This is a genomic window from Synechococcus sp. R55.8 (assembly GCF_047461895.1).
Lineage (GTDB): Bacteria > Cyanobacteriota > Cyanobacteriia > Thermostichales > Thermostichaceae > Thermostichus.
Map to the genome: position 1 here is coordinate 1 of NZ_JANSIB010000092.1, position 12,195 is coordinate 12,195.

The following is a 12,195-nucleotide window of genomic DNA, read 5'->3' on the forward strand; positions in this document are numbered from 1 at the left end:
TTACGCCTTGCGGCACTAGATCCTAAGTCTAGCGCGTCTGCCGTTCCGCCACGTCCGCAAAACCTGCATGACCCAACTGGTTACCTGCGCCAGCATTCCAGTTGGAGCCCGCCCACCTATGCTAACCCAAGCCGGCTCTGGCTAACCCGGCAGCTGGGCAACAGCAACCTTCAGATCATCTGTGGCGTCCAGAACCACCCAACCTTGCCCCACCGCCCGCTTCCACAGCTCAAAGTGGAGGTGCGGCCCAGTTACCGCTCCGGTCGCCCCCACATAGCCGATGACGGATCCCCGCTCTACCACTTCCCCCGGTGTTACAGCAACTTCGGACATGTGGCCATAGCGAGTGCGCCGACCGCCGGCATGCTCCAGCACAACGGTGATCCCTAGACCCCCCAGGGATCCCGAAGTGACCACCTTGCCGCTTAAAGAGGCCAAGATCGGCGTGCCCATGCTGGCCCCCAAATCCACTCCAGCATGAAACTCCGGCTCTCCGCGGATGGGGTGAATTCGCATGCCAAATCCAGAAGTAATCGGCACCGGGTGAGGTAGGGGGTAGAGCAGTCGTTCGTCACCTGCCGCCAGTTCAGGCAACCTTGGCGTTTGCGGTTCAGGAGCTTGGGGCTGGCTGGGATCCTCGATGCGAATCTCTTGGCCGGGGGCGAGAATGATGCGGCGACCGGAGCTGCGTTCCATCAGCACCACCGGCACCCCACCTTCAGGCTGAGCATGGGGAACCAGGTCATGGTTCTTCTGGGGCTCAATCACGATCTCGCGGCCCACTACCGTCTCTGGGCGGGTTTCTGCCTCAAGGGTCGCAGGGCTGCCCTCTCCCAGGGGAATGGCTCCATCCAGCAGCAGGGCTGCTGCCCCAGGCGTGTCTAGGGCCGGTTCCACCATGGGCGGCGGGGGCAAAGGGGTTGGTTGGGTTTGGGCCAGCAGAGCAGTGGGATAAAACCAGAGCAGAGCCAGCCCCAGCTTCAGCCAAAAGCGCAGCCGCCGAGCTCGGGGGGAGAAAAGGCGTGCCGCCATAACCCAAAGTTTCATCACCGAGTTCAACGCAGGCCACATGAGAAAAAACACTGGAAAAACTACGGGCTGCCGCCCGCTGGAATGGAATAGCTCAAGCGAACTTGGTCGGGTGTAAGCGTCCGGATGGATTGCTGCTGTTGCAGATGTCGCTCCCCTTGTGTTTGTACTCGCACCCTTCCATCCTCGGCAAGGCCCAAGATCGTGAGGCTAGTCCCCCTTTCGAGCCATTGGACTTGCGGCTTGACCATCCAGGCTTCGTACTCTGAGCGAACGGGGGCAAATCCCCCTTGCAACCAGACGTGGAATCCCTGCTCCATCCCCTGCAGAACCCAGCCGGCAATCTCGGTGCGGTCGAGTGAGCGGTGCAGAGGGGATCCCAAAATTTGGGCTAAGGTGATTGCCCCAATGGGAACGGGGTTGTTGACATTCACCCCCACACCGGCCACCAACCCCAGCAGTTGCCCGCCCCCCCCAAAGCGGCTTTGTACCAGGATCCCCCCCAGCTTGAGCAGAGAATCCGGGCGCTGCTCGTCCACCACCACCAAATCGTTGGGCCATTTCAGCCGCAGCGGGATCCCAAGGTTTTGCCGTAAACGGCCCGCAATGCCCCAGCCCAAGGTCAGGGTCAGTTCCAGCAGCGAGTGATGCAAGGGCGGGGATCCCAGCCAAACGGACAGGTATAGTCCCCCCGGCTGCGAGTGCCACACTCGCCCATGTTGACCTTGCCCGGCCCGCTGGCGGGTGCTGACCAAAACTGTGCCCACCGGCAGCGGCTGTGGGAACCGACGGCCCCAATCCAAGAGCAGCCGATTGGTGGAATCGGTCACCGCCACTTGCAGCAGATGGCGGCCCCACCGGCCCGCCTGGGATCCCAGCCGCGAGGGAGAAAGCATCTCTACCCGGGATTAGCTCAACACAATGTCTTCCGCCGGACGCTGGGCCAGCCGCTTGAGGTTTTGGTAGCGCAACATGTCCAGCAGATCATTGCCCGAGCGCCCCTCCAGACGGGCCTCCACATGCAGCGCCTGCCCTAGGGCCTCCACCGCCTGCAGCCGCGGGATCCCGCGCAACACCAGGCGATCCACCGCATAGGCGTCAGCAGCCAACAGACGACGGTCATTGGTTTGGTCGCGGCGCAACTGCCAGAGGGCCAAGCCACTCAAACCACCCGAAACGGTTGCTCCCACGGGATCCTGTTGTACGGCCTCGAAGATCAAGCTCAACCCCCCCAGAGCTGCTATGGCCAGGTAAAAGTCGATCTGCCGCGACACCGCCCGACTGTAGTAGCCCACCTTGTGCAGGAACAGCCCCGCCCGCTGCAGGGGGGTAAATTGCCGCCACTCGTAGGGCTTGATGAACAGCCGCATCTGCCGTTCCCAGGGCATCTGCCGGCGGCCTTTGATCACCACCGTTTGCCGTTCCGAGGCGGGCAAGATCTTCACACTCTCCCGCATACTGGCTGGCAGCAGATCCAACAGGCGCTCAATCTCCGCCTGATCCAGAACGTAGTTTTCGTAGCCGTAGTATTCCGAGTTCATGCCGGGCCTGCTCCTCAGCTTAGTCCCATCGCCTGACGCATCTCTCGCACCGCCCGATCCAGCCCCACCAGCACCGCTCGACTGATAATGCTGTGGCCGATGTTCAGCTCCTCCATGCCAGGGATCCGCGCCACCGGGCCGACATTCCAGTAGGTAAGACCATGTCCCGCATTCACCCGCAAGCCCAGTTGAAGGGCCTGTTGGCTGGCCTTTTCCAGGTGGTCAAGTTCCACCTGCCGCTGAGCTGCGGATGAGGCTTCTGCATAGCGCCCCGTGTGGAGCTCCACCCAGCGGGCTCCCACTTGGGCAGCAGCGGCAATTTGGGTCGGATCTGGGTCGATAAACAAGCTGACGGGAATGCCGGATCCCTGCAGTTGGCCGACCACATCCCTGAGGCGCGACACCTGCCCCGCCACATCCAACCCACCTTCGGTGGTGATCTCCTCCCGCCGCTCGGGAACCAAAGTGACGTAGTCAGGCTTAATCTCCAGGGCAATCGCCACCATCTCATCGGTGGCTGCCATCTCCAGGTTGAGGTGGGTGCGCACGGTTTGCCGCAGCAGCCGCACATCCCGATCTTGAATGTGACGGCGATCCTCGCGCAAGTGCACCGTAATGCCATCTGCCCCCGCCAGCTCGGCAATCACCGCTGCCGCTACCGGATCTGGCTCCACCGTGCGGCGTGCCTGTCGAAGGGTGGCAATGTGGTCGATGTTAACTCCAAGACTTAACAAGGCTTTACTGCTTTGGGTGTAGAGGAGAATACCCCTAGTATTACATTATTCAATTTACGCCGGTCAGATGAGCCAGGATGCCATGGGCCTCAGGCCGCGAGGGTGTAGGCTTTACTCTATGATCAGGTAGCGACGTCTCGCCTGTGCGGGATCCACTCCGGGCTTGCCATGACTGATCCAGATGCCTCTCTGGCGGTGGGACAACACTCCATTGTTGACCGGGCGCGAGTGCCGGCCTTAATTGCCCAGTACTTGCCGGTGGAGATCTGCATTTACTACCAAGTCGTCCCCTTGGCCCTGGATACCGACAGCCTCATCTTGGGCATGGTGGATCCCCAGGATTTGGCGGCGTTGGACTATGTGAGCAAAATGCTGGCCTATTCCCAGATTTCCGTCCAGCCAATCCCTCTCACCGCTCAGCAGCAGCAGGATTTAATTGCCTACTACTTCAGCCATCCCCCCGACCCGGCAGAGGTGGAGCGGCTGCGCCTCCAGGCCCAAGCCAACCGGGTGACTCGGGAGGTTCCTGCTCCCGTGTCGGGGCCACCCACGCAGTTGAGGCCAACCCAGCCTCCGTCCGTCCCCGCCGACGAATCAGAAGAGACAGTGCAGCAGTTGCTCAACTCGATGCTGCGGCGGGCTTTGGATGAGAAAGCCGAGCAAATTTTCGTGGAACCTCAAGAGGGGCCTTCTTGTCGAGTGCGCTACCGCCAGCAGGGGATTTTGCGGGATCTGTTCAAAGATCTCTCCGAGTCCATACGGGCGAAGTTGATCACCGCCATGAAGCGGATGATGGCGCTGGATCCGGAGTTGATCGGGGAGCCGCAGCAGGCAGAGGTGGAGCGGATGTACCGGGGGGAGCCACTGGTGTTGCAGTTGCGCATCATCCCACAGCGCTCCAAAAGTGGCCAGACTGCCGCCTCTAGAGAAGGGGCCATCTTGAGCATCCTGCGAGGGGAAGCTCTCCAGAAATATCAACAAGGCCAGAATAACCTCCGCGTCTCTGAGACCCTAGCTTTGGCCCAACAGACCTATCAACTGCTGCAACAATTGCAAAGTGCTCTCAGCAACACAGTTGACAAGCTTAAGCAGTACCCCAGTCCGCCGCGGAGCGACTGGCCCCTGATGACGGAGGTGTTGGCAGCTATTCAAGCCCAAGCCCAGATGATCGCCATCCACCAGCAGGACTGGGAAAAACTCAATTCCGGCAGTTGACCCCCCAAAACCAGCCCCGAGCAACATCCCTTCAACGGGATCCCTCCCGCAGCAGCACCAAAATCACTCCGGCAATGATGCTGATGGTGGCACCGGCAATCAGGCTGGTGGCTAGACGTTCCAGCCGTTCCCCGATGGTTTGTGAGGTGTCGAACTTAAAAGTGAGCTTTTCGACATCACCTGAGAGCTTTTCGACATCGCCCGAGAGCTTTTCGACATCGCCCGAGAGCTTTTCAACCCGCTCCGAGAGTTTTTCGCTATCCCCTGAGAGCCGATCGATCCGCCTCAAAACTTCCTCTTGTTGTTGGGTGAGACGAGCTATTGCTTGGCTATTGGCCTCGACCAGGCGCTCGACTCGCTCTAGGCGCTCTTCTGTTGAAATCGTCATGGAGGCTGACAGTCGCGAGTACGGTACACCAGAATACCCATCCTATGCTATTGCCGGCTATTCGTCTCTCCGGCAGGGGTTTAATGGGAGGGCCTCCCATTCTGCTGCCCTGGATTGGGTGCGGTAATCTTGAGATCGTGAAGTCTTGTTCGTTAGCTTCCATGCCGTCAAAAGATCCAACTCCTCTGCCCAAGCCCCAGTCGCCATCAGGGGAAACCCCTGCCAGCTCGGGATCCCGCAGCTGGTGGCAGGCGCAACGGGAAAACCTTCTGACGGTGGTGCTGGCTCTGTTGCTGGCCTTCGGCATTCGCACCTTTGTGGCAGAGGCGCGTTGGATCCCCTCCGATTCGATGCTGCCCACTCTGGAAGAAGGGGATCGGCTGGTGGTGGAAAAGGTCAGCTACCGCTTTGGTTCGCCCAGACGAGGCGATATTATTGTTTTCAACCCTCCCGCCAAACTGAACTTCGACGGGGCCTACATCAAGCGGGTGATCGGCCTGCCGGGAGATCGCATTCGCATCGCCAACGGTGAGGTCATCATCAACGGGATCCCGCTGCGGGAAGACTACATCTATGCCCCCCCCGACTATTCTTGCCCTGGCGAGCGCTGTCCTGGAGTTCCCAATCAGGGATCCGAATTCGTGGTTCCTCCCCGCTCCTATTTTGTGATGGGGGATAACCGCAACGACAGCCAAGACTCCCATGTGTGGGGTTTCTTGCCGGAAGAAAACATCATCGGCAACACCATTTTTCGCTTTTGGCCCCCAAATCGCCTACACTTTTTCGCCCCGCCAGAATATCCTGAGCTTCTTCCAGAGGCCCAAGTGTTGGGCAACACAGCCCGGTAGAAAGCCAGCTTGACCCTGTCGGGACTGCTCAGTGCAGCCGCTCCAGCACATAGTCCACCATCTGAAACAAAGCACGACGCGCCGCAGAGTCCGGCAGGCTATACAGCGCTTCGGCAGCCCGCTGGGCGTAGTCGCGGGCCAACTGACGAGAGCGTGGGATCCCTTCGCTTTGATACACCCACTCCAGGGCCTGCTTCAGGTCTTGCGGGTTGGACAGCTCCCTGAGAATGAGCTCTCGCATCTGGGGAAATTCCTCTAGGGCAAACAGAACGGGTGCAGTGAGGTTGCCCTGGATGAGGTCGGATCCCACAGGCTTGCCAAGCGTCTCTGCCGAAGCGGTGAAATCCAGCAGATCGTCGACAATCTGAAAAGCAATGCCCAGATCCCGCCCAAAATCGAACAGGCGATCCGCCACTTCCTCGCTAACCCCGCTCAGCAGGCCAGCAGCCTTGGAACTGCCGGACATGAGGGAGGCCGTTTTGTAGAAGCTCTTGGCCAGGTAGTCTTCCATCGACACATCCGGGTCGAAGCGGGTGAGGCTCTGGCGCACCTCTCCCTCCGGCAAATCCATGATTACTTTGGAAAGGAGCTTCACTACCTCCAGGTTGTCCAGATTGGCCAAGTACCAAGCAGCTTGGCCGAAGAGGTAATCCCCCGCCAGCACGGCTATCCGATTGTCGAAGAGGGTATTCACCGTATCGATGCCCCGTCGCACGTCGGCAGCGTCGATGACATCGTCGTGAACCAGGCTGGCCGTGTGGATCATCTCAGTAATCTCTGCCAAGCGCCAATGCCGTGGGGTAATCTCTCCATCTGGAGTGGTGGCGCGGGCGATGAGGAGCACAATGGCTGGCCGGATCCCTTTCCCCCCCGCCGAAAACAGATGTTCGGCAGCCATGGCCAGAATGGGGTGCTTGGCACTGACCAACCGCGTCAGGTTCTGGCGTAAACGCTCCAGATCCGCTTCTACAGGGCCAAAGGGGGAGAGCACAGAGGTCATGGAGCCAAAGTATGAGAGGTTTTACAAAATTTCACATCTTTTTCTATTGTAGAGTACCCCATCGTTCTCGGGGAAAACCAAGCGGTATCATGCAGGCAGTCCTTTGCCCTTTTTATGTCGGATCCCGTCCCCCCACTTCGATCTCATTCCGTTCCACCGCTCCCTTCAGAACCCGATTGGGAGGAGGAGTGGGAGCTGGCGCTGGAAAAGCCGCCGCTGTCTGGGCGGGCCCAGCCTCACCATCATGATCCCCAGTCTCGGCGCAAGTTGACCAACCGCTTGGCTCGCATCGAAGGGCATGTGCGTGGGATCCGCTCCATGATCGAGCAGGATCAGCCCTGTCCAGATGTGCTGCTGCAAATTGCCGCCGTCAAGGGAGCGCTGGATCGGGTGGCGCGGCTAATTTTGGACGATCACATTCGCCACTGCATCCGCCATGCCATCGAGACCGGCAATATCGAAGTGGAGCTGGAGGAGTTGCAGCGGGCTCTGGATCGCTTTATCGGCTAAGTCTCAATGGCCAGATTTAACTTGATGAAAGTCTCCCCTTGCTTGGCTCAGGGGAACGCCAAGCGGGGCTGTCAATATCTGCAGCGGGGGCTGGCCGTTGTGATGCTGCCTAGTACCCCAGGTCATTCAGAAGGTTGGGGGGAGGGCTGGGTATAGCGCTCCAGCAGAGATGCGCTTTTGAGTTGCCACTGCAGTCCCATGAAGGCCCAGTCGATAAACTCGTTGATCTCCTCAGCGCTGAACTGCATGGCTTTGCCGATCTCGAAAATTAGCTCCTCTTCTTTTTCCACCAGCTGGCTGTTCACCACCGCCATTGCTGCCAAATCCCGCAGGATCAAGGCCCCTGCCGCATTGCGCATGGGCGGGATCCCGCTGATATCCAAAGGTGCACCTGCTTCATCGGCCAGATAGGTTTGGGCCAGTGGCGCTTCGATGCCTACCCCTTCTGCGATTTGCATGAAGAAAGAGGTTTCTTCTTCGTCCAACTGGCCATCTACTCGGGCCACCGCGATCAGGGCCTTGAGGTAGAGCTGGCGCTGCTCGTCTGTCAAATCGGCGTAGTTGATCATGGGAGTTGCTGCTGAGTGTAGGGTTTTCTCTTCAACTCTGCCATGAAGGTTGCCTTCCAAACCGGGGTCGGACATTTTCCAGTCAAGTTCCAGTCAAGCAGAAAATCGCTTAAAATAAAAAGCCTGTGTCTACCGGCCAAACGCCAAAGGCTCGGAGCGAGGCTCTGGAGCTTCAGCAGGCTTGGCGGGTCTAGGCGAACTCTTTTTTGGATTTTTTGGATCTTTACAGCTTGCGGAGCGTCCCCCAAGGAGTGGATACCCCATGGTCAAATTGCGGCTCAAGCGCTACGGAAAAAAGCGGCAACCCAGCTATCGCATCATCGCCATTGAAAGTAAAAGCCGCCGTGAAGCCCGTCCGCTAGAGGAACTGGGTTACTATAACCCGCGCACCAAGGAGACGGTTTTGCAAACGGCAGGCTTGCTGAAGTGGTTGCGTTGTGGCGCTCAGCCCACAGAGACCGTGGACAGTCTCCTCAAAAAGGCCGGCATCTACGAGATGTTGAAAGCAGGGGAAGGCGGAGTGGTTGCCTCGATTCGCATCCCGGCCATGGCCAAGCCTGAAGCTGGGATCCCTGAGGCGGCAGAAGAGGCCCCTGCAACAGAATCCGTGGCCGAGGCTGAGGTCGCCGATGTTCCCGAGTCTGAATTGAGCGAAGCTGCCACCGAGACAGCAGCAGAACTAAGTCCTCCAGAAGCTGAAGTTGAAAAGCCTCAGGTTGAGGAAGCGGTTGAGGCCTAGGGTCGGCTAAGCTTGGCTTGGCCAGTTGTTCCCTCCTGTCGTCTAGCTCTCTATGCCAGACTACAAGGCTCTCGCCCATCTTTTGATCGAACCGCTGCTCAGCAGCGCCTCTCTTCAAATGGATGTGGAAACCACCTGTGGCGGGCGAAAGGTATGGCTGCGGCTGGCCTTTGACCCGAAGGATCGCGGGCGGGTGTTCGGGCGAGGCGGGCGTACCTTGCAGGCGATTCGACAGGTGATGATGGCTGCAGCTCAGTTGGCGGGCCAATCTCTGTACATCGACATCTACGGAGAAGCGGGAGAGCGGGAATGAGCCAAATTCTCACCTTTCTGGGCAAGGGGGGCACAGGTCGGAGCACCTTGGCCGTGGCGGCAGCTCGGGCCGCAGCCCAGCAGGGGCGGCGGGTGCTGTTGGTGGGCCATCAGGCGGGGCCGGGGCTGGAAATGCTTTTGGGCGGGATCCCGCTTTCCGGCGAGCCGGTGACCATTGCTGCCAACTTGAGCGTGGTGCAGTTGCGGACAACCCAGCTGCTGGAGCAGTTCTGGACGGCGGCCAAAGAGCTGGAAGCCCGATACGTGCGCACCCCCTTTTTCCGGGAGATCTACGGCCAGGAACTGGGGGTGTTGCCGGGCATGGATCAGGCCCTGGCCCTGGAAGCTCTGCGCCGTTACGATGCCAGCGGCCAATACGACTGCATTCTCTACGATGGGCCAGGGGATCTGACCACCTTGCGGGCCTTTGGGATCCCGGAGGTGGCCAGTTGGTACTGGCGGCGAGCCTCCCAAGCTTTTTTGGGATCCGACTTGGCCAAAACCCTGCGACCCTTTGCCGAGCCCTTGTTGCGTTCGGTAAGCACCGTGGAATTTTCCTCCCTGGAGGATCTGCCAGAGCGGTTGGGGGGCATGACCAACCTTTTGGAGCAGGGACGACAGGCTATTGCCAATCCGCGCCGCGTGTTGGCCCACCTGGTGACCACCCCTGACCCGATGGCCGTGCAAACCGCCCGTTACCTTTGGGGGAGTGCTCAGATGGTGGGGCTGACGGTGGGTGGCCTCTGGGTTACCCCTCTGGCTCCGGGAGAGGTCTCGGCCGCCGATTTTTTCCCGCTGACACTACGAACACTCCCCCTGCGTCAGGGATCCGATTGGTCGGCTTTGGAAGCAGCGGTGGGGGGGATGTTCGCTGTGCCGGATGTGCCGCCGCCCGTGGCCATCGACGAGGGAGCCCGTACAGTCAAGCTGTTTATTCCCGGCTTCAGCAAGGCCCAAATCGAGCTGAGCCAGTCAGGCCCCGAGCTGACCATTACCGCCGGGGATCAGCGGCGCAACTTGTTCTTGCCCCCCAGCTTGGCGGGTCGGCAGGTGACCGGGGCCAAGTTTCAAGAACCCTTCCTGGTCATCAGCTTCGGCTAAAACGATCCCCAGTTGTTCCCCTCTGTTCGCGTCAACGGGATGGAGTCCTCGGGAGAGAGCGATGTTGGCCAAACGGATCATTCCCTGTCTGGATGTGGCGGCGGGGCGCGTGGTGAAAGGGATCCAGTTTGTGCAATTGCGGGATGCCGGGGATCCGGTGGAGCTGGCCCAGGCTTACGATCAGGCAGGAGCCGATGAGCTGGTCTTTTTGGACATCACCGCCACCCACGAAGAGCGGGAGATTTTGTTGGAAGTGGTGCGGCGCACCGCAGAGCAGGTGTTCATTCCCCTCACGGTGGGAGGAGGGATCCGCGATCTGGAGGGGATCCGGCAACTGCTGCGGGCCGGGGCAGACAAGGTCAGCCTCAATTCGGCGGCGGTCAGGGATCCGGATTTGGTGACTCAAGCCAGCCGCTGGTTTGGATCCCAGTGCATTGTGGTGGCCATTGATGCTCGCGCCAAGCCGCAGGGAGGGGGATGGGAGGTATACGTGCGCGGGGGGCGGCAGCCGACGGGCCTGGACGCGGTGGAGTGGGCCAAAAGCGTGGCCGAACGGGGGGCAGGGGAGATCTTGCTCACCAGCATGGACGCCGATGGCACTCAAGCAGGCTATGACCTCGAGCTAACCCGGCGGGTGGCCGAGGCGGTGTCGGTGCCGGTGATTGCCTCAGGAGGAGCAGGGGAGTGTGCTCATATCCGCCAAGCTCTGCAGGAGGGAGGGGCGGAAGCGGCTCTATTGGCCTCGCTGCTCCACTATGGCCGGCTGACGATTGCGCAGATCAAAGCCGACTTGGCCGCCCATGCCATTCCGGTGCGTTTCTAGCTTGGGGAGGGATCCGTGCAGGCTCAAGATCTGGCCGCTCTCCTGCCTGAGGTGTGCCGCCTGGCAGAAGCAGCAGGGCAGGCCATCTTGCCCTTCTATCGGCAAAAATCGCTGCCGATCCAACTCAAAGCAGATGCCTCCCCCCTAACTGAGGCGGATCTGGCTGCCCACCACCTGATCCTGCAGGGCCTGCAAGAGTTGACCCCAGGGATCCCGGTGCTCTCGGAAGAATCGGGCGGGATCCCTTACCCAGAGCGGCAACAGTGGGAGCGGTTTTGGCTGGTGGATCCCTTGGATGGCACCCGAGAGTTTATCGGGCGCAACGGCCAGTTTACGGTGAATATTGCTCTCATCGAGGAAGGGATCCCCATCCTGGGGGTCGTCCATGCCCCAGCTCTGGGCCTCACCTACGCGGCTGCGCAAAAGCTGGGGGCCTGCAAGAGGGAAAGGACTCCGTCCTGCGTTCACGAACAGCCCATCCGCACCTGCCCTTACGCCCAAGAACCCCTACAAGTGGTGGCCAGCCGTTCCCACAGCAACCCGGAGACGGAGCAGTTCCTCGAGCGGCTGCGGCAGCGCTGTGGCTCTCTGGAAGTGAAGTCTGTGGGCAGTGCCCTAAAGCTTTGCCTTGTGGCCGAAGGATCTGCCCATCTCTACCCTCGCTTCGGCCCCACCATGGAGTGGGATACTGCCGCTGCCCAGTGCATTGTGGAGCAGGCGGGGGGAAGGGTTACCGATCTGGCAGGGGATCCCTTGCGCTACAACAAGCCCGACCTGCACAACCCGCCCTTTGTAGCGGCTGCCGAAGGCATGGCCCAACTGTGGCAGAACCTGATCCCCTGAGGGAAGCCCCGGCTACATGCCCATCTCTGTGGGGTTAAAGCCATCCGGGAACTTGGTGTACTCGTCGTAAAGGGCACCGCGGAAATGGGTGTTGGTGATGATGGCTCCGCGCAGATCGGCCCCAATCCGCAGATCGGCTCGGTTCAGCTCGGCTTCGCTGAGGTCGGCCCTGAGCAATTTGGCCCGGTAGAGGTTGGCCCCCCGCAAATCTGCCTTCACCAACTTAGCCCCAATCAGGTTCACCCGTCGCAGCTTGGCTCCGCGCAGGTCGGCTCCCGAGAGATCTGCTCCCGACAAATCCGCCTCGCGCAAATCTGCCCCACTCAAGTCGGCATCCCGTAGGATAATGCCCTTCAAATTCGCGCCACTCAACTGCGCTCCACTCAGGTTGGAGCCCGAAAAATCCCGTTGGCCAGACGCATAAGCCTGCAACAGTTGCTTGGCATCCAAGAGAGGCTTGATACTTGCTGTTGTCATCGCTGTTTGTTCTCTCACAAAACCGTAGGCAAACTAACCTCAGCCCTGCCGGAAGCAGGCTGTGAC

16 protein-coding genes are annotated in these 12,195 nt (G+C 60.1%); 8 read left to right on the plus strand and 8 right to left on the minus strand.

What is annotated here, in order from left to right:
• Positions 1 to 141: 141 nt before the first annotated feature.
• Genes NW829_RS09675 through NW829_RS09690 form a run of 4 tightly spaced genes read right to left on the minus strand, consistent with a single transcriptional unit; the run spans position 142 to position 3,304 of the window.
• Positions 142 to 1,047: a M23 family metallopeptidase gene (locus NW829_RS09675; RefSeq protein ID WP_414416971.1), complete on the minus strand. Its 906-nt coding sequence runs from the start codon at positions 1,045 to 1,047 to the stop codon at positions 142 to 144.
• Positions 1,048 to 1,091: 44 nt separating this feature from the next.
• Positions 1,092 to 1,925 (minus strand): biotin--[acetyl-CoA-carboxylase] ligase, encoded by an 834-nt coding sequence (locus NW829_RS09680; RefSeq protein ID WP_414414113.1) that lies wholly within the window; start codon positions 1,923 to 1,925, stop codon positions 1,092 to 1,094.
• A gap of 12 nt (positions 1,926 to 1,937) precedes the next feature.
• Complete coding sequence (locus NW829_RS09685; protein ID WP_011432111.1) at positions 1,938 to 2,570, minus strand: DUF3318 domain-containing protein; 633 nt, start codon at positions 2,568 to 2,570, stop codon at positions 1,938 to 1,940.
• Positions 2,571 to 2,584: 14 nt separating this feature from the next.
• Positions 2,585 to 3,304, minus strand: coding sequence for a pyridoxine 5'-phosphate synthase (locus tag NW829_RS09690; protein ID WP_414414114.1), 720 nt, complete (start codon positions 3,302 to 3,304; stop codon positions 2,585 to 2,587).
• Between the two features lie 168 nt (positions 3,305 to 3,472).
• On the opposite strand from NW829_RS09690, the gene NW829_RS09695 reads away from it, so the two are divergent.
• On the plus strand, positions 3,473 to 4,519 hold the full coding sequence (locus NW829_RS09695) for a hypothetical protein (protein ID WP_414332177.1): 1,047 nt from the start codon (positions 3,473 to 3,475) through the stop codon (positions 4,517 to 4,519).
• A 31-nt stretch (positions 4,520 to 4,550) separates the two neighbouring features.
• On the opposite strand, the gene NW829_RS09700 is transcribed toward NW829_RS09695, so the two are convergent.
• On the minus strand, positions 4,551 to 4,907 hold the full coding sequence (locus tag NW829_RS09700; protein WP_011432108.1) for a hypothetical protein: 357 nt from the start codon (positions 4,905 to 4,907) through the stop codon (positions 4,551 to 4,553).
• A 161-nt stretch (positions 4,908 to 5,068) separates the two neighbouring features.
• Here NW829_RS09700 and lepB point away from each other — a divergent pair, with 161 nt between their 5' ends.
• Positions 5,069 to 5,755 carry a signal peptidase I gene (lepB, locus tag NW829_RS09705; protein ID WP_041436160.1) on the plus strand — a complete coding sequence of 229 codons (687 nt, stop codon included), beginning with the start codon at positions 5,069 to 5,071 and terminating at the stop codon, positions 5,753 to 5,755.
• A 28-nt stretch (positions 5,756 to 5,783) separates the two neighbouring features.
• Here lepB and sds read toward each other — a convergent pair whose 3' ends face one another.
• A complete protein-coding gene (sds, locus tag NW829_RS09710) occupies positions 5,784 to 6,755 on the minus strand; it encodes a solanesyl diphosphate synthase (protein ID WP_041436149.1) in 972 nt (323 codons plus the stop codon).
• A gap of 114 nt (positions 6,756 to 6,869) precedes the next feature.
• On the opposite strand from sds, the gene NW829_RS09715 reads away from it, so the two are divergent.
• The gene (locus tag NW829_RS09715) at positions 6,870 to 7,265 is read left to right on the plus strand and encodes a metal-sensing transcriptional repressor (protein ID WP_414341707.1); all 396 of its coding nucleotides are present in this window, start codon (positions 6,870 to 6,872) and stop codon (positions 7,263 to 7,265) included.
• A gap of 122 nt (positions 7,266 to 7,387) precedes the next feature.
• Here NW829_RS09715 and NW829_RS09720 read toward each other — a convergent pair whose 3' ends face one another.
• A complete protein-coding gene (locus NW829_RS09720; RefSeq protein ID WP_414350341.1) occupies positions 7,388 to 7,834 on the minus strand; it encodes a TerB family tellurite resistance protein in 447 nt (148 codons plus the stop codon).
• Positions 7,835 to 8,096: 262 nt separating this feature from the next.
• Between NW829_RS09720 and rpsP the strand changes: the two genes are divergently transcribed.
• From rpsP to cysQ, 5 genes are all read left to right on the plus strand, one after another.
• On the plus strand, positions 8,097 to 8,573 hold the full coding sequence (gene rpsP / locus NW829_RS09725) for a 30S ribosomal protein S16 (RefSeq protein WP_414341711.1): 477 nt from the start codon (positions 8,097 to 8,099) through the stop codon (positions 8,571 to 8,573).
• A 52-nt stretch (positions 8,574 to 8,625) separates the two neighbouring features.
• On the plus strand, positions 8,626 to 8,886 hold the full coding sequence (locus NW829_RS09730; RefSeq protein WP_414341712.1) for a KH domain-containing protein: 261 nt from the start codon (positions 8,626 to 8,628) through the stop codon (positions 8,884 to 8,886).
• Positions 8,883 to 9,986: an ArsA family ATPase gene (locus tag NW829_RS09735; RefSeq protein WP_414383712.1), complete on the plus strand. Its 1,104-nt coding sequence runs from the start codon at positions 8,883 to 8,885 to the stop codon at positions 9,984 to 9,986. The genes NW829_RS09730 and NW829_RS09735 overlap by 4 nt, the downstream gene beginning before the upstream one ends.
• Before the next feature lie 61 nt (positions 9,987 to 10,047).
• Positions 10,048 to 10,809, plus strand: coding sequence for an imidazole glycerol phosphate synthase subunit HisF (gene hisF / locus NW829_RS09740; RefSeq protein WP_414416972.1), 762 nt, complete (start codon positions 10,048 to 10,050; stop codon positions 10,807 to 10,809).
• Between the two features lie 15 nt (positions 10,810 to 10,824).
• A complete protein-coding gene (cysQ, locus tag NW829_RS09745; protein ID WP_414416973.1) occupies positions 10,825 to 11,652 on the plus strand; it encodes a 3'(2'),5'-bisphosphate nucleotidase CysQ in 828 nt (275 codons plus the stop codon).
• Between the two features lie 12 nt (positions 11,653 to 11,664).
• Here the strand turns inward: cysQ and NW829_RS09750 are convergent, their stop codons facing one another.
• Positions 11,665 to 12,129, minus strand: a complete 465-nt coding sequence (locus tag NW829_RS09750) for a pentapeptide repeat-containing protein (RefSeq protein ID WP_011432098.1) — start codon at positions 12,127 to 12,129, stop codon at positions 11,665 to 11,667.
• Positions 12,130 to 12,195: the final 66 nt, after the last annotated feature.

Coding starts and splice junctions, on each gene's coding strand:
- NW829_RS09675 (WP_414416971.1), bottom strand. CDS start 1,047: ATGAAACTTTGGGTTATGGCGGCACGCCTTTTCTCCCCCCGAGCTCGG.
- NW829_RS09680 (WP_414414113.1), bottom strand. CDS start 1,925: ATGCTTTCTCCCTCGCGGCTGGGATCCCAGGCGGGCCGGTGGGGCCGC.
- NW829_RS09685 (WP_011432111.1), bottom strand. CDS start 2,570: ATGAACTCGGAATACTACGGCTACGAAAACTACGTTCTGGATCAGGCG.
- NW829_RS09695 (WP_414332177.1), top strand. CDS start 3,473: ATGACTGATCCAGATGCCTCTCTGGCGGTGGGACAACACTCCATTGTT.
- NW829_RS09700 (WP_011432108.1), bottom strand. CDS start 4,907: ATGACGATTTCAACAGAAGAGCGCCTAGAGCGAGTCGAGCGCCTGGTC.
- lepB (WP_041436160.1), top strand. CDS start 5,069: ATGCCGTCAAAAGATCCAACTCCTCTGCCCAAGCCCCAGTCGCCATCA.
- sds (WP_041436149.1), bottom strand. CDS start 6,755: ATGACCTCTGTGCTCTCCCCCTTTGGCCCTGTAGAAGCGGATCTGGAG.
- NW829_RS09715 (WP_414341707.1), top strand. CDS start 6,870: ATGTCGGATCCCGTCCCCCCACTTCGATCTCATTCCGTTCCACCGCTC.
- NW829_RS09720 (WP_414350341.1), bottom strand. CDS start 7,834: ATGATCAACTACGCCGATTTGACAGACGAGCAGCGCCAGCTCTACCTC.
- rpsP (WP_414341711.1), top strand. CDS start 8,097: ATGGTCAAATTGCGGCTCAAGCGCTACGGAAAAAAGCGGCAACCCAGC.
- NW829_RS09730 (WP_414341712.1), top strand. CDS start 8,626: ATGCCAGACTACAAGGCTCTCGCCCATCTTTTGATCGAACCGCTGCTC.
- NW829_RS09735 (WP_414383712.1), top strand. CDS start 8,883: ATGAGCCAAATTCTCACCTTTCTGGGCAAGGGGGGCACAGGTCGGAGC.
- hisF (WP_414416972.1), top strand. CDS start 10,048: ATGTTGGCCAAACGGATCATTCCCTGTCTGGATGTGGCGGCGGGGCGC.
- NW829_RS09750 (WP_011432098.1), bottom strand. CDS start 12,129: ATGACAACAGCAAGTATCAAGCCTCTCTTGGATGCCAAGCAACTGTTG.